General features: G+C 46.9%; 10 protein-coding genes. 2 read left to right on the top strand and 8 right to left on the bottom strand.

Translation table 11 applies throughout. The annotated features are described in order from the left end of the window. Window positions 1-46: 46 nt before the first annotated feature. Together cas6 and BCOA_RS27075 are read right to left on the bottom strand one after the other, a co-directional pair. Entirely contained in the window at window positions 47-802 is a 756-nt protein-coding gene (cas6, locus tag BCOA_RS27080; protein ID WP_014097195.1) for a CRISPR-associated endoribonuclease Cas6, read from the bottom strand. Between the two features lie 485 nt (window positions 803-1,287). Next, window positions 1,288-4,533, bottom strand: coding sequence for a DEAD/DEAH box helicase (locus BCOA_RS27075; RefSeq protein ID WP_014097194.1), 3,246 nt, complete (start codon window positions 4,531-4,533; stop codon window positions 1,288-1,290). 149 nt (window positions 4,534-4,682) lie between these two features. Between BCOA_RS27075 and BCOA_RS27070 the strand changes: the two genes are divergently transcribed. Beyond that, entirely contained in the window at window positions 4,683-5,270 is a 588-nt protein-coding gene (locus tag BCOA_RS27070) for a nitroreductase family protein (RefSeq protein WP_014097193.1), read from the top strand. A gap of 258 nt (window positions 5,271-5,528) precedes the next feature. Continuing rightward, window positions 5,529-6,023 carry a DoxX family protein gene (locus BCOA_RS27065; RefSeq protein WP_014097192.1) on the top strand — a complete coding sequence of 165 codons (495 nt, stop codon included), beginning with the start codon at window positions 5,529-5,531 and terminating at the stop codon, window positions 6,021-6,023. Between the two features lie 911 nt (window positions 6,024-6,934). Here BCOA_RS27065 and fni read toward each other — a convergent pair. The 6 genes from fni to BCOA_RS27035 all read right to left on the bottom strand — a co-directional run bounded on the left by fni (window position 6,935) and on the right by BCOA_RS27035 (window position 14,401). Beyond that, window positions 6,935-7,966, bottom strand: coding sequence for a type 2 isopentenyl-diphosphate Delta-isomerase (gene fni / locus BCOA_RS27060; RefSeq protein ID WP_014097191.1), 1,032 nt, complete (start codon window positions 7,964-7,966; stop codon window positions 6,935-6,937). 102 nt (window positions 7,967-8,068) lie between these two features. Next, a complete protein-coding gene (locus BCOA_RS27055; protein WP_014097190.1) occupies window positions 8,069-8,737 on the bottom strand; it encodes an N-acetylmannosamine-6-phosphate 2-epimerase in 669 nt (222 codons plus the stop codon). Window positions 8,738-8,758: 21 nt separating this feature from the next. Then, the gene (locus BCOA_RS27050) at window positions 8,759-8,989 is read right to left on the bottom strand and encodes an excisionase family DNA-binding protein (protein ID WP_013860408.1); all 231 of its coding nucleotides are present in this window, start codon (window positions 8,987-8,989) and stop codon (window positions 8,759-8,761) included. A 223-nt stretch (window positions 8,990-9,212) separates the two neighbouring features. Continuing rightward, window positions 9,213-11,252, bottom strand: coding sequence for a Na+/H+ antiporter (locus tag BCOA_RS27045; protein ID WP_014097189.1), 2,040 nt, complete (start codon window positions 11,250-11,252; stop codon window positions 9,213-9,215). Between the two features lie 360 nt (window positions 11,253-11,612). Next, a complete protein-coding gene (locus tag BCOA_RS27040) occupies window positions 11,613-13,511 on the bottom strand; it encodes a PTS fructose transporter subunit IIABC (protein ID WP_014097188.1) in 1,899 nt (632 codons plus the stop codon). Between the two features lie 131 nt (window positions 13,512-13,642). After that, complete coding sequence (locus tag BCOA_RS27035) at window positions 13,643-14,401, bottom strand: DeoR/GlpR family DNA-binding transcription regulator (RefSeq protein WP_014097187.1); 759 nt, start codon at window positions 14,399-14,401, stop codon at window positions 13,643-13,645. Between the last annotated feature and the right edge of the window lie 73 nt (window positions 14,402-14,474).

Here is a 14,474-nt window from a genome sequence, read left to right as displayed (position 1 = left end):
CACCTCCGGAAAAATAAGATGCCGTAATGCTGATGAACCACCCCCTTTAAAGTTGTTGATGAATCACTTCGAACATCCCAAAGCCTTGAGAATTTTTGCTCCCCAAACCGGTTGATTCAGCAAACGACAGTAGATTGGGTGACCCTTCAATAACGTATATGCCGCCCCAACCATTGATAATAAAGCCTTTATAACGAGTAATACGTTTATCTTTTTCTGTTACACGGACAGGCTGAATTTTAAAAAATAAATCCTGCGTATCTTTTTGGTAAAATGCCGCATATTTCTTTTTTATATTTTCTTCGACCAGATATGTGAAAGCAGGATCTTTCGGATCAAAATATTGAGTGATTTTTTTCCCATTTTGATTCTGGTATGTACTGTAAACCGTAATTGGCGAGAGCATTCGTATCCTGCATTTTTCACTTTCCGGGGTATCTTGCCGGTACGTTACTTCCTCCACTTTCATTTCTTGCCCGTTAAGTTCAAGGTGTCCGGATGTAAGCAAACTCCGGCCAAAACCCTTTATAAATTCTGGAACAACAGATCCTACATGCCAGGTAACCGGGCCTTTAAACACAATTTCTTTTGTTTCCTTCAATAAAGAATACTTGCCAAACAGCTGGCTGAATACAAAAAGCTTAAAAATTCGTTTCCCATTTAAAAAACCGTGGTTATGGAGAAACCTGGAAAAATCCGGATCCAATAAGTTTCGATAGATAAATCCTTGCAGCATTTGCTGGTAATTTAATGGTAATTTTAAAGCGTTATCATTTGCAGAAAAAGTAACGATTAGTTTCATATGGCCTTCTCCTCTTTTAAACCTGAACCTATCACGATCTTAAGTGTTTTGGTGGGTAAAGTAACATCTCCATTTTAATAAATTTTGAAGGTTGAATATTAAAAGAACACTATAGGTAAAGTAAGTATACTTCCTTTATTTTCTAATTTCAATAGACTTCAATTTAAAAAGTTTTAATTTTTTTTGACACCCTTTCTTTTTCCCAACTTCCCAAAAACGATACAGTACCTAGGTATAAAACCCCCGCAGCCAACTAGCTGCGGGGGCTTTCCTTACATATCTCTTTCACACCCCCGGCCATCCCTTGTTTCAAAACAGGAAAAGCTGCGCAATCGGGAGGGCCGTGAAACATCCTTGCAGAAAGTGCCGGAGCTTCAATCCCGGGCCAGCTGCTTGGATTTTTAGAAACGCCGATCCTTGAACGTTCAAAGCCTCCTTATGCCAATCGCCACCCGGCCGTAAATGCAAATGCCTCCACATTCCCTTTACATGCCCAGCAATTCTTTAATTTCCTCTTCATTCAGGCTGTTCAGCATGGTTTCGCCCGGCTGGATGACTTTTTCGATCAGTTCTTTCTTTTTCTGCTGGAGTTCGTATATTTTTTCCTCGATGGTGCCGCGGGCGATCAGGCGGATGACCTGGACGACGTTTTTCTGGCCGATGCGGTGGGCGCGGCCGGCTGCCTGTTCTTCAACAGCCGGATTCCACCACAAATCATACAGCACAACGGTATCGGCGCCGGTCAGGTTCAAGCCGGTGCCGCCCGCCTTGAGCGAAATCAGAAAGACATTTTTCTCGCCGCTGTTAAACCGGTCTGCCATTTCGACCCGTTCGCGTGACGGTGTCTGGCCGTCAAGATAAAAGGAATCGATGCCCTCGTCGGAAAGCCGTGTCCGGATCAGCTGGAGCATGCTCGAAAACTGCGAGAAAATGAGCAGCCGCTTCCCGTTTTCAATCGCTGTATGCGCCAGTTCAACGAGCTGCTCGAGTTTTCCGGACTCGCCCCGGTAATTCTCCACAAACAGGGCCGGATGGCAGCACAATTGCCGCAGACGGGTAAGACCCGCGAGAATCTTAATCCGGTTCCGGTTAAAATCCCCTTCAGCCAATGTTTGGGCGGTTTCATGCCGGATTCTGTCCAAATACGCCAAATAAAGTTCTTTTTGCGGTTTCGTCAGCTCGGACAATTGATTCGTTTCGATTTTATCCGGCAGCTCTTTCAACACATCTTTTTTGACGCGCCGCAGAATGAACGGCCGCACCATCCGCGAAATTTTTTCCTGCTCCATTTTCCGGAATTCGGATAGCGGCGGGAAAAAGCCCGGGAGAACCGCCTGAAAAATCGACCATAATTCATCAATGGAATTTTCAATCGGCGTGCCGCTTAACGCAAATCTTCTCCCCGCCTGCACATTCCGGACGGCGGCGGCTGTTTTTGTCGCATAGTTTTTAATCGCCTGGGCCTCATCCAAAATGAGGGTATCGAATTCAATTTTTTCATACTCCCCGATATCCTGGCGCAGCGTCGGGTACGAGGTGATCAGCACATCCGGCAGCTCGCCCGCTTCAAAAAAGGCTTTCCGCTCGGAAGGGGTGCCGGCAATAACCATTGACGACAGCCCCGGTGCAAATTTTTCAATCTCGCTTTTCCAGTTGTAGATCAAGGATGCCGGCGCTACAACCAAGAACGGCTTAATATCCGAATTTGCTTCTTTTTCCGATAACATGTAAGAGATGCTCTGCAATGTTTTCCCAAGCCCCATGTCATCAGCCAGAATCCCGCCAAGACGGTAAAAGGCGAGCGACTTGAACCATTGGAACCCGGTCACCTGATAATCACGCATCTTCGCCTGAAGCCCTTTTGGCAGTTCAAAATCCGTATCTTCCGGATTTTTCAGCTGCTGGACGAGCTTCCGGAACGCTTTGCCGAATTTAACGGCGTATTTATCACGCGTTTTCATCAGCTCTTCCACCTGGAGCCCGCGGTAAACCGGGACTTTCAGGCGGTTGTCTTCAAGCTCTTTCTTCGGGACATGCAGTTCTTCGAGAAGCTGCCCGATATGTTCGAATGCATCGCTTTCAAGGGAGACAAAAGCCCCGTCCGGCAGCCGGTAATACCGTTTTTTCTCGATCACGGACCGGAGCACATTGCGGATTTCTTCTTCATCAATGCCGTCCATGTCAAAATTGACTTCCAGAAAACTTCCGCTCGTATCCATATCCACCGATGTAACCGGCGTGTAGCGGCTTGTCTGAAAATACGATTTTATGCCGCCTGCAATATACACTTCCGCTTCTTCTTCAAGCTGCGGTAGAATAGTAAAAATAAATTCGTACAGCGCTTCTTCATCGTCTTCCAAATACAGCTGTTTGCCGTTATATTTGAGCGGGGACTGTTCAATCATCGTCATGATTTTCTGTTCTTTTTCCACATCGCGCAGCAAAATTTTATCATCATCGGCGGTCTCTTCGTCCGTAAACGGATCAATGACACGGGAGCCGTAATGATGTTCAATCCGGAGCGTAATTTTTTCGTCTTCGTTGTCCATGAAAATTTTCGTTTGCAGTTTTGGCTGGACGATTTTCCCTTTGATTTCATTTGTAAGCTTTACTTTTCCGATCCGCTTCAGGCCTGGCAGCACATTGGAAAGGAACGGGCTTATCTGCTCTTGCCGGATCTCTACTTCATCGCCGCTGTTTTTGTTAAAATCTTCGAGCGCCTTTAAGAGAACAAGTTGCTCATCGGGCGTTTCATAAAAAACCCCTTTGTAAAATGCAAGCCCGTATTGTTCAAACAAAAGCAGGTCCCTTAAGCTCTTCAGCTGCAGTGAAAAGCCCGGGCCGCCCTGTCTGTTGCCGTCAAGCCGGAAAGAAAGCGGCAGTTCTTCTCCCGGTTGCACCGTAATCGAGTCTGAGGCATAACGCCCATATTCAAATTTGCACTTGCGGTTTGCCAGCTTTTCTATGAGCGGCCTTGCGATAAACGGAGGAATAACCAGTTCCCGCTCAAATGTATATCTGTACCAATTATCGATAGAAGCCTCGTACAGTTGCTGGGTGGAAAGCATAAAAAGCAGCATCTCCACAATTTCATGATCTTCTTTTTCAAACTCATATTCATCCGGATCATAAGTGAAGTTTTTCGTAAATTCATGCGGGTTCCCGTGGCTGACATGGCCAAGGAATTCTTTTATGTTGCGCACCACATATGTCCGGCCAGGCCCAATTTTAAATTCAATGGTTAAAAAGTGGTCAGAGCCAAAGCCGGAAATGTTCGTAGCTTTTAAAAAATATTCAAGACGAAGCGGCTTTCTCGCGGCATGGTGTTTGGTTTCCATCATGCTTTGCTGAAGGCCGGAAAAAATATTCATCAATTGTAAAGTTTTCATATTCTGGTGCATCTCCGGAACATCGCCAATATCCGGTTCCGCCACCTCTTCCTCCCTATTTGCAATCGCAAGCATGGCCGCCACTTCATGCTTGCACTCGCCGTATTGTGCAAATGCCGGGCACGTGCATTCGTTTGCAAATCCCCCGAATTCTTCGTCATACCGAACGGTGACGTAATAGGTTTTGGATCCTTTTACGATTGCCGTCCAGGTAAATTCCATAGTAGAATCAGGTATCAATTTTTTTACCCGTCCTTCAAGGTAATACCTCATTCCTCTGCGGAAAATAGCGGGGGAATACATATCTTCAACATCTTCTTCAAAAAGCAAAAGCTCAACCAATTCAGATCATCCTGTTCGTATTTTCTCCTGAGTACCATTATACAATAACAGGCACATAAATACATTTTTCGCCCAAGTTAAATCGTTTGTAGTTCGGATTGAATTATTTTAATATAAAAAAGATACGACATCAATAAGGAGGAGTCCCCATGGTAAAAACATTATCGCCGCGGGAAGCGCAATATGATATCGATCCCGTCTATTTGGAGAGATGGTCACCGCGTTCTTTTTTGGAAAAAGAAGTACCGGAAGAGGTGCTTTTGAGCTTGTTTGAAGCAGCGCGCTGGGCGCCGTCCGCTTATAACCACCAGCCCTGGCGCTTTATTCTCGCCCGTACACAGGAAGACAGGGAAAAAGTTCTGTCTTTTCTTGGGGAGTACAACCGGATCTGGTGCAAGAACGTTCCCGCCTTTGCGCTCATTCTCTCGAAAACGGAAAGTGAAACCGGCCCGATCGGTTCACATGCTTTTGATGCGGGCGCAGCATGGGGATATCTTTCCCTTGAAGCCGTCAGAAAAGGGCTCGCTACGCATCCGATGACAGGCTTTGATTTTGAAAAAGCACGTGAAGTATTGAACATCCCGGCTGATTATGCAATTGACGCCCTTATTGCCATTGGGTACCGCGGTGAAAAAGAGGCACTGCCTGCTTCCCTGCAGGAAAGAGAGACGCCTTCTGCACGCAGGCCTGTGAAAGAATCGGTTTTCGAGGGAAGTTTCGGAAATCCGGTAAAATAAGGAACCGGAGCATGATCAAAACGGCAACGGACCTTGGGTAAGCGGTTTGCGAATGGAAAGGGAAGGAAACGAATCAAAGCGGTAAGCATGGCTTGCCGCTTTTTTAATGTTTTGTTCACAAATGTGAAATATATCACAAATTCTTGACAACTGTCCGGAATCCATTGTAATTCCGTTGCAAACGCTGTATTCTAAAAATATAAGATATGTGAAGAAATTCACATGTTATCATCATTTATCCTAAGGGAGATGTTAAAAATGAAATGGTATCATGATTCCAAAGTCAGCATTATCTGGGCAATCATCCGCATTTGGCTCGGCATTCAATGGCTTGAAGCAGGTTTGCATAAATTGACGGGTGGGTTTGATGCTGCTGGATTTTTAAAGGGGGCACTGGCAAAAACGGCTGGCGAAAATGCCGAAGTTCAAGGCTGGTACGCAGCGTTCCTCACCCATTTTGCAATACCGAATGTCCATGTTTTTAATGTGCTGATCCCTTATGGGGAAGTACTGGTTGGCCTCGGCCTGATCGTCGGGCTGGCAACCATCCCGGCTTTAATTGCAGGCGCGTTTATGAACCTGAACTTTATGCTTGCCGGCACAACGAGCACCAACCCGGTCCTTTACACCGTCGCCATCATTCTGCTGTTTACAGGCAGTGCATCTTACTACTGGGGACTTGACCGTATCGCCATCCCGGCAATAAAAAATTATTTCCAAAACCGGGCCCATAAACCACGTCCTGCCCATTAACCGGTTCATATTAAAGCAAACCTTTTGCGGGTTTGCTTTTTCATTTTGGCTTTAAACTGTTTAATTCCGCATGCAAGGGGAAAAGTACAAACATACGAAAAAAGAAGGGATGTGGTGGATCATGAAAAAATCAATGGCCATGACAGCAGTCGCTTTAGGTGCTGCCTACTTGTTGCGGAATAAAAGATCACGCAGCAAACTGATGGACCAACTGTCAAACTTTGCAGGCGCGAAAAAATAAAAAATCCCGGCCTCCCCAAAACGGGAGCCGGGGTTTTTTATGCAGCCGGTTCACATTCCTGGCCGGGACATTTATACTCGTGTCTCCACAGGTCTAAAACATACAACGTTTACATCTGCCAAAGACGGTTAAAATTTCCAAACGCGGGTGAAATTCTCGTCTCCCGCCAGCTTAAAATATCCGGCGTTTACATCTACAAAGCTGGTTCGAGTTTCCAAACAAATAATTTTATGATCATTTCACCGCGGTAAAATTTCCGGACCGTGTTTTTTATACTCATGTCTCCACAGGTCTAAAATATCTGGCGTTTTCACCTGGAAAAGACAGGTAAAATTTCTAATCAAATTATTTTTATGGCCATTTTACCCGGGTGAATTCTCGTCTCCAGCCGGCGCATACATTTGTCAAAATCGATTAGAATTTCCAAACAAATATTTTTATGATCATTTCACCGCGACCCCCGGCTTAAATAACCGGCGTTTACACTTGACGAAAACGGTTAGAATTTCTAAACAAATATTTTCAGCCCATTCATCCGCCCGAAACTTCCGGGCCAGCCGGCTTCAAATTTCTAAGCAGCGGGGTGGTCTTGATAGATTTTTCCAGTCCATCTATTTGTTTCGTCAAGCTTATCAATCCAAACCGGCACGCGTCCAAACCAGGCCACAATTTACATTTTTTTCAAAAGCGGCGTTTGTTTCAAAGCGGACAAGTCTTTTGCCCCGATTCCGAACATTGCAATCTTCAGCTCAAGCTCTGTTTGTTCATAAGTAGAAAGCAGTGCATCCACTGAATGGACGGCATCATGCAACAGCTTTCTTCCGAATCCCGCCAAGTCGGCTCCGAGGGCGATAGCTTTAGCGGCATCCACTCCGTTTTTCAAGCCGCCGCTTGCGACCAAAGTACCTTGAAGGCCAAGGTTGCGGGCTTGGGTGATGCACTCCGCCGTCGGGTTTCCCCAGCCGGAAAATGCCTCTGCTGCCGCTTTTTTCAACGGATCGGACGTTAAATATTTTTCCACCTGGCTCCACGATGTCCCACCTGAGCCGGCAACATCAACAAAAGAAACGCCAACGGAATAAAGCTTTTCGGCAAGGCGGCCGTTGATGCCCCACCCGACTTCCTTGCAGCCGACCGGAACTTCCAGGCGGCTGCAAAGGTCTTCAATTTTCACAAGCAGATCTTTAAAATTCGTATTGCCGCCTTTTTGAAAGACTTCCTGTAAGGAGTTGAAATGCAGGATTAAAGCATCCGCCCCGGTCAGTTCCACGATCCGGCGGCACTCGTCAATTCCGTAGCCATAATTCAACTGGACGGCACCGAGGTTGGCCAAAACCGGAATATGCGGCGCGACATCCCGCACTTGAAACGTATACGCCTGTTCCGGGCTTTCCAACGCAGCCCGTGTTGACCCTAACGCAAACGCCCAGCCTCTTTTCTCCGCCGCCTGCGCCAGGTTCCGGTTAATGGTGCGGGCCTGAGCAGTGCCACCGGTCATGGAGCTGATCAAAAACGGGGCTTTCAACGGCTTACCGAGAAAAGTCGTTTCCGTCGAGATTTCTTCAAAATCTAGTTCAGGCAGCGCCTGATGCTCAAAACGATATTTTTCAAAGCCGGTTGTGGTGTCTTTCCCGGCAACATTTTCCTCAAGCACAACGCGGATATGTTCCGCTTTCCGCTTTGATATAGATGAATCTTCCATTTTTCACTTCACCTTTCGTATGAGAGCCATATCTTCCTGTATCGGTTTACATTCCTTATAGAAGCCGCTTCTGCTGCTTACCCAGCATTTTCATTAAGCTTTTTATGACCTCATCGCCTCTGCGAATTTTTTTGTAATCAGCTGCGGCCTTGTAATGGCTGAACCCACCACAACTGCAAACGCCCCGAATTCGAGCGCTTTTTTCACTTCAGCCGGCGTATCAAAATGCCCTTCTGCAAAAACGGGAATCGTTAAAGCGTCCACAAGCTTCTTGAGCAACGCAAAATCGGGCTCTCCCTGTTTCGGAGAATAGGAGGTGTAGCCGGAAAGCGTCGTGGAAACGCAATCCGCACCGAGCCTTGCTGCCTGCAATCCTTCTTCCTCTGTGGAAATATCGGCCATCACCGGGAGACCGGCTTCATGGATATATCCGATTAAACCGGAAAGCGTTTCGCCGCCCGGGCGTTTCCGGCCGGTCGCGTCAAGCGCGATCATATCCGGTTTTACGGCAAGCAGTTCGTCAATTTCTTTTTTTGTTGGAGTAATATACACTTCCGAACCTTCATAATCCCTTTTGACAATGCCGATAACAGGCAGCCCTGTTTCCGCTTTGATGGCCCGGATATCTTCAGCGCTGTTTGCCCGAATGCCGGCCGCTCCGCCTTCTTTTGCTGCGAGCGCCATTTTCGACATGATGAACGGACTGTGCAAAGGTTCATCCTCCAGCGCCTGGCATGACACAATCAGCTTTCCTTTTACCTTATCAAACATTCCAAATCCTCCAATATCCGTTTAGTCCTCGTCTTTGATGTCCGGATCTTCAGGAAGCGGTTCATTCAGCCATTCTTCCACAAGTTGCCTGTATTTTTCGAGCTGTTGCAAATAGATATCAAACTGATCCCGGTTAATCAAATACTGTTCTCCATCATGCACGGCGCGTATGCGTCTTTGCAAGATCAATTTTTCAATCACCGGTTCCGGCAAAGACAGATATTCCGCTGTTTCCTGAATGGTTAAATACATTGCAGGCACCCCGATTCATCTTTTTTTGAAATACGGAAAATACAACGAGGCTTTCAATCCCGGATCATGTTCACTATACAAAATGACGCCGGGGTAACAATAGAAGCGGCCAGATTACGCCATTTTATACCAGCCCGTGTGCGGAAAAAGCGGCACAAAGGTCAGTCCTGAAAGGCTCCCGGATGCCGCAATCGTTCCGGCACAGGCTTCTAAGATGATTATATCATGCATGGAGTTGATGTTCTTCCATCCAATACACTTCCCGGATATTGATTTGCCTGCGGAGTTTGCGGGCCGTCTCCCTTGAAATTTTCCCCCGTTCAAACAGCGCCTGTACAGCGTTTCGTTCGGCCTGAAAAGCCTTTTCCTGCAGCTCCCTTTCCATCTTGGTATACTTCAGAGATGCCTCCATATTTTTCGGCTTGTTCAAAATCCTGATAAACTTCCGGTATTCGCTAATGACAAGAAACGAAATTTCCCTGTTTTCCTCTGTCATCCCAGATTTAATGGCCCGGATCGCTGCTTCCGCCATTTCAATTTTAATTTGTCTGATTTTCGCATAGCGGTTAATCCGCTGTTTGCGGCGTTTTTCCTTATTCGGGTAAAAGAGGAAAAGAAACCTGGTAGCGCCTTTCCGGAAAAGGGTCCATAAATTCAAAAACCTGAACTTCATTTTATCGGTAACGGCAATTTCCATCCGGTGAATATATTCAAGGAACAAAAAAGCCATCTCCTGGTCAATGCGTTTTGATTTCATCAAAGCATTAATATATTCCGTTTCCGCCTCCAGCGCCTTCATCCTGGTCTCCGTTTCAATCCGTTTGAATTCAAGTGAATCTATTTCACTTTCTTCCGCTTTCAATTGATGCAGCATATTTTGATAGTTGTCAATCACAGCCGCTGCCGCTTCCCGGTTCTCGTCATTCACTTCCTCGCGCACAGACTGGATTGCCGCTTCCCTGATAAAGATTGAAGCATTTTTTTCCGCTCTCCGCTCTGAACGGTCTGTCTCATTTCCTGCCCGTCTCGCCAAAAGTGGCAGGAACACACTTGCGATCACAAGCGTCAGCAGGATGACACCGGCCGCAATAAAAATCAGCAAAGAACGTTCTGGAAAAGGCGCTCCGCTTGCAATGGTGTACGGAATAGAGAATGCGCCGGCCAGCGTGACCGCCCCCCGGACGCCGGATATCGTAGTAATCGCCGTATGCTTTAGGGAAGGCTTTGCAAGGCGCTGTTTTTTTGATTTCCATCCGGCCCACCACACGGCGTACACCCAGAGAAATCGGAGCAGCAAAAGGGCCGCCGTGACCACAATGATATACAAAATCACCGTGCCGTTATTAAAAGCCGGGCTTGTCCAAATTTCGCCGAGTACTGCCGGCATTTGCTGGCCCAAAAGGACGAAGACAAGGCCGTTTAAAATATAGGCTAAAACCGTCCACGTGCTGCGCGAAACGATCTGGTAGGAAAAGTTCGGCGACTGTTCCCGTTCACGCTCAACAGCATGGACCATTCCGCCGGCGACAACCGCTAAAATGCCGGATAAATGAAAATGTTCCGCAATAAGGTAAATGAAAAACGGAGTTAAAATTTGGATGAGCATATGGACCGTGACATCTTCCATCCCGAGGCGGCGAATCAGCACTCTGAAGCGGATAATGAAAAATGCCAGCAATGCCCCGCCTAAAAAGCCGCCGAGCGAGATGAGCAAAAAACTGCCACTGGCTTCAGCTAGCGAAAACGACCCGGTGACCGCTGCCGCAATCGCAAATTTAAATGCAACAAGGCTGGATGCATCATTTAACAGCCCTTCTCCCTGCAGCAGGTTCATGATCACGCGCGAAATTTTAACCCGTTCGGAAATGGCGCTGACCGCTACAACATCGGTCGGGGATAGAATGGCGGCCAGGGCAAATGCTGCTGCAAGCGGGAGTGAGGGAATCATCAGATGGGTAATATACCCGACTGCAAACACCGTCACAAAAACAAGCCCGAGCGCAAGCAGCAAAATCGGATTCCGCAGCCTCCACATTGCTTCGCGGGATACGTTTCTTCCATCATGAAACAATAGTGGTGCGATAAATAACACGAAAAACAATTCCGGTTCAAGCGGGACATGCGCCCCAACCGGCACGGCTGCAAACGCAAGGCCGAGGGCAATTTGAATAAGCGGCACCGGAATAAATGGGATAAAATGATTTAAAATGTCGGAGATGCCAACAAGCAAAAGTAAGATCAATAAAATCAGAAACATGTTCATATGGAATATTTTCCCCTTATTCTCTTTGTCTTATGTCTTAAATCCACTAATACAACTATACCCAAATATCCGTAAAAAGCGTGTAAAAAAACGAGCTGTACCGAAATTTTTTGGCGAAGATGGCAATATCTTGATGATTTTATGTTAACGCGGACCGTCCGTTGCTTCAATCTTTTACCTGCTGAATTGGAAAATGGGCAAACACTGGGCGAACCTGTTTTCGCAACAGAAGTCGGCACCAGTACAAGCGGTTTGGCTGGACCTGTTAAAAAATGTCGGAAATTGAAAAAAGACCGGTCAGCAATACCGGTCTTTTTTCGCTTTCCCATTAACTTTATATCCAAAATATCTTTCACTGCATTAACTGTTTTTCTGTGCAACAGGCCGTTTCCATAACCCGAGAATCAGGCCGGAAACAATGGCACCAATAATAATGGAGACAAGGAACAAGATCGCATGGTTGGCAAGGAATACAACGAAAATCCCGCCGTGCGGAGCCGGTATGTTAATATGCCAGAATTGCGTCAGCCCGCCGGCTATCGCCGAACCAACAATACTTGAACCAAGGACACGGAGCGGATCGGATGCCGCAAACGGGATCGCTCCTTCCGTAATAAAGGACAGCCCGAGCACATAGTTTGTAATGCCTGCTTCTTTTTCCTGATCCGTAAATTTATTTCTGAAAAACGTGGTGGCAAGCGCAATCGCAAGCGGTGGAACCATCCCACCGGCCATTACGGCAGCCATCATCAGGCCGTTCGTGTTGCCGCTCGAAGTAAATACCCCGATCGCAAACGTGTAAGCAGCTTTGTTGAACGGGCCGCCCATATCGATCGCCATCATGCCGCCCAGAACAATACCAAGCAGAACGGCATTGCCCGTGCCAAGGTTATTCAAACCACCGATTAAACCGGTGTTAATCCATTTGAAAATCGGGTCAAAAATATAGTACATCAATCCGCCGGTAATCAGGAGGCCTAAAACCGGGAAAATCAAAATCGGCTTTAATCCATTCAGCGCCTGTGGCAGCCCTGCAAATACTTTTTTCAAAAAGACGATAATATACCCAGCAAGGAAACCAGCTGCGAGACCACCGAGGAAACCGGCATTCGAGCTAGACGCAAGATAGCCGCCGACCATACCAGGCATGAGTGCTGGGCGGTCACCAATGCTCGATGCGATAAACCCGGCAAGAATCGCAATCAAGAAGTGGAATGCCCCTGTATCGCCGCCTGCAATCGCACTCAGCATTTTAAAAATCGTGTTATGTTCACCAGCTGTTCTTTCAATCAGGAACGAAATTGCAAGCAAAATCCCGCCGCCGACAACGAATGGCAGCATGTGCGAAATCCCATTCATCAAATCTTTGTAAATGGTTCCCCATACCGACTTTTTCTCCGCCGGCTCATCGTCATTAGTGCGCTCCGTGCTGTCTGCATGGTAAACAGGCGCATGCTGTTCCAGTACCCGGTTGATCAAATCTTCCGGCTGGCGGATGGCATCGCTGACAGGCGTTTGCAGCACGCGTTTGCCGTCAAAACGCGCCATTTCAACTTTCTTATCGGCTGCGACAATGACCCCGACAGCGCGGTTGATTTCATCTTTTGTCAGTTCGTGTTTAACACCTTCCGAGCCGTTTGTCTCCACCCGGATCGGAATGCCCATTTCTTCCGCTTTTTTCTTCAACGAATCTTCTGCCATATACGTATGGGCGATCCCGGTCGGACAGGCGGTAACAGCAACGATCAATTTGTCATCCGAACCATTGCCGGCACCCGTTTCCGCTGCTTCTTTTCCTTCCTTTTCCGCTTGTTTTTCATCAAACAGCCTCGACACTTCAGCCGGCGTTTCGGCTTGTTTTAATTGCTGTACAAACTCCTGGTCAATCAAAAGCCTCGACAATGCCGCCAACGTTTGCAAATGCGTATCTGCTGCGTCTTCAGGCGCTGCGATCATAAAGAATAAGTATGACGGCTGGCCATCCAGCGCCTCGTAATCAACGCCTTTTTTACTGCGCCCGAATACGACAGTTGCTTTATTGACCGCTTTTGTTTTTGCGTGCGGCATTGCGATTCCGTCGCCGATTCCTGTACTCGACTCCTGCTCGCGTTTTAAAATCATTTCTTTAAAAAGAACCGGGTCATTGATGCGGCCGCTTTTTGACAGGCTTGCAATCAATTCATCAATCGCTTCTTCTTTTTTCGTCGCCTGCATATCCATAACCATGGTCTCCTGGACCAATAAATCGGTTATTTTCATTTTATTTCACTCCTTTTTCCAGTACAGAAAAACAATACCTCTTATCATGACATCCAAACCGGATGCCTGAGACAGCCATTTGTTATTTTGTTTCAACTGCGGGCTTTTATCATGGCGGAGGAAAAACTTTTTTATGCGCCGCTTTGCTCACATATCACCTTTGTTTTACTTAAAATGGAAGATTTTAAGGAATCCGGTAATTCATCCGTGATAATAGAAGCCTCCGAAATGTCAAACATCTTGCAAAAAGCTACTTCCTGAAATTTGCTACTGTCTGCAAGCACATAACACTGTTCGGAAAGTTCTTTTGCCCGCCGCTTGATCAATGCTTCTTCCGGGTCCGGCGTGGTAAAGCCCATTTCAGGGTCAACGCCGTTTGCGCCAAGAAACGCTTTGTCAAACCGGAAGCTGTTTAATGTCTGCATGGCAACGCTGCCGATCACCGCCCTTGTCGTCCGTTTCATCATCCCGCCGAGAAGGTAAGACTTGATTTTTTTCTCGACAAGTGCTTCCACATGCGGGAGCCCGTTCGTGACAACGATTACATTATTTCCCTCTATATAAGGGATCATTTCAAGCGTGGTCGTTCCGGCGTCCAGGTAAATGCAGTCATTGTCATTGATCATTTTTGCCGCTAATTGGGCGATGATTCTTTTCTGTTGAACGTTTTTGAGCGTTTTCGTATCCATATCCGGTTCTTCACTTCTGCGTTGCAAAAGCGATGCGCCGCCGTGGATGCGCCTGAGCAAATTCATTGCTTCCAGGTCCTGGAGATCACGCCTGACCGTCGATTCTGAAGCATTAAGCAGGTTAACCAGCTCCTGCACTTTTACGATATGTTTTTCTTGCAAATGCCGCAAAATGATTTGATAGCGTTCTTCTGCTAACATCCTTCATTCCTCCGTCTGATGATATTTTATCACATAGTTATTCATAATCAACCGTTTTCAATCAAAAAATATC

The sequence above is a fragment of the Heyndrickxia coagulans 36D1 genome, assembly GCF_000169195.2.
Lineage (GTDB): Bacteria > Bacillota > Bacilli > Bacillales > Bacillaceae_C > Weizmannia > Weizmannia faecalis.
This window is presented reverse-complemented; position numbering and strand designations above follow the sequence as displayed.

What these genes read in the sequence shown, in the direction of transcription:
- cas6 (WP_014097195.1), bottom strand. Translation starts at nt 802, where the DNA reads ATGAAACTAATCGTTACTTTTTCTGCAAATGATAACGCTTTAAAATTA.
- BCOA_RS27070 (WP_014097193.1), top strand. Translation starts at nt 4,683, where the DNA reads ATGGTAAAAACATTATCGCCGCGGGAAGCGCAATATGATATCGATCCC.
- BCOA_RS27065 (WP_014097192.1), top strand. Translation starts at nt 5,529, where the DNA reads ATGAAATGGTATCATGATTCCAAAGTCAGCATTATCTGGGCAATCATC.
- fni (WP_014097191.1), bottom strand. Translation starts at nt 7,966, where the DNA reads ATGGAAGATTCATCTATATCAAAGCGGAAAGCGGAACATATCCGCGTT.
- BCOA_RS27055 (WP_014097190.1), bottom strand. Translation starts at nt 8,737, where the DNA reads ATGTTTGATAAGGTAAAAGGAAAGCTGATTGTGTCATGCCAGGCGCTG.
- BCOA_RS27050 (WP_013860408.1), bottom strand. Translation starts at nt 8,989, where the DNA reads ATGTATTTAACCATTCAGGAAACAGCGGAATATCTGTCTTTGCCGGAA.
- BCOA_RS27045 (WP_014097189.1), bottom strand. Translation starts at nt 11,252, where the DNA reads ATGAACATGTTTCTGATTTTATTGATCTTACTTTTGCTTGTTGGCATC.
- BCOA_RS27040 (WP_014097188.1), bottom strand. Translation starts at nt 13,511, where the DNA reads ATGAAAATAACCGATTTATTGGTCCAGGAGACCATGGTTATGGATATG.
- BCOA_RS27035 (WP_014097187.1), bottom strand. Translation starts at nt 14,401, where the DNA reads ATGTTAGCAGAAGAACGCTATCAAATCATTTTGCGGCATTTGCAAGAA.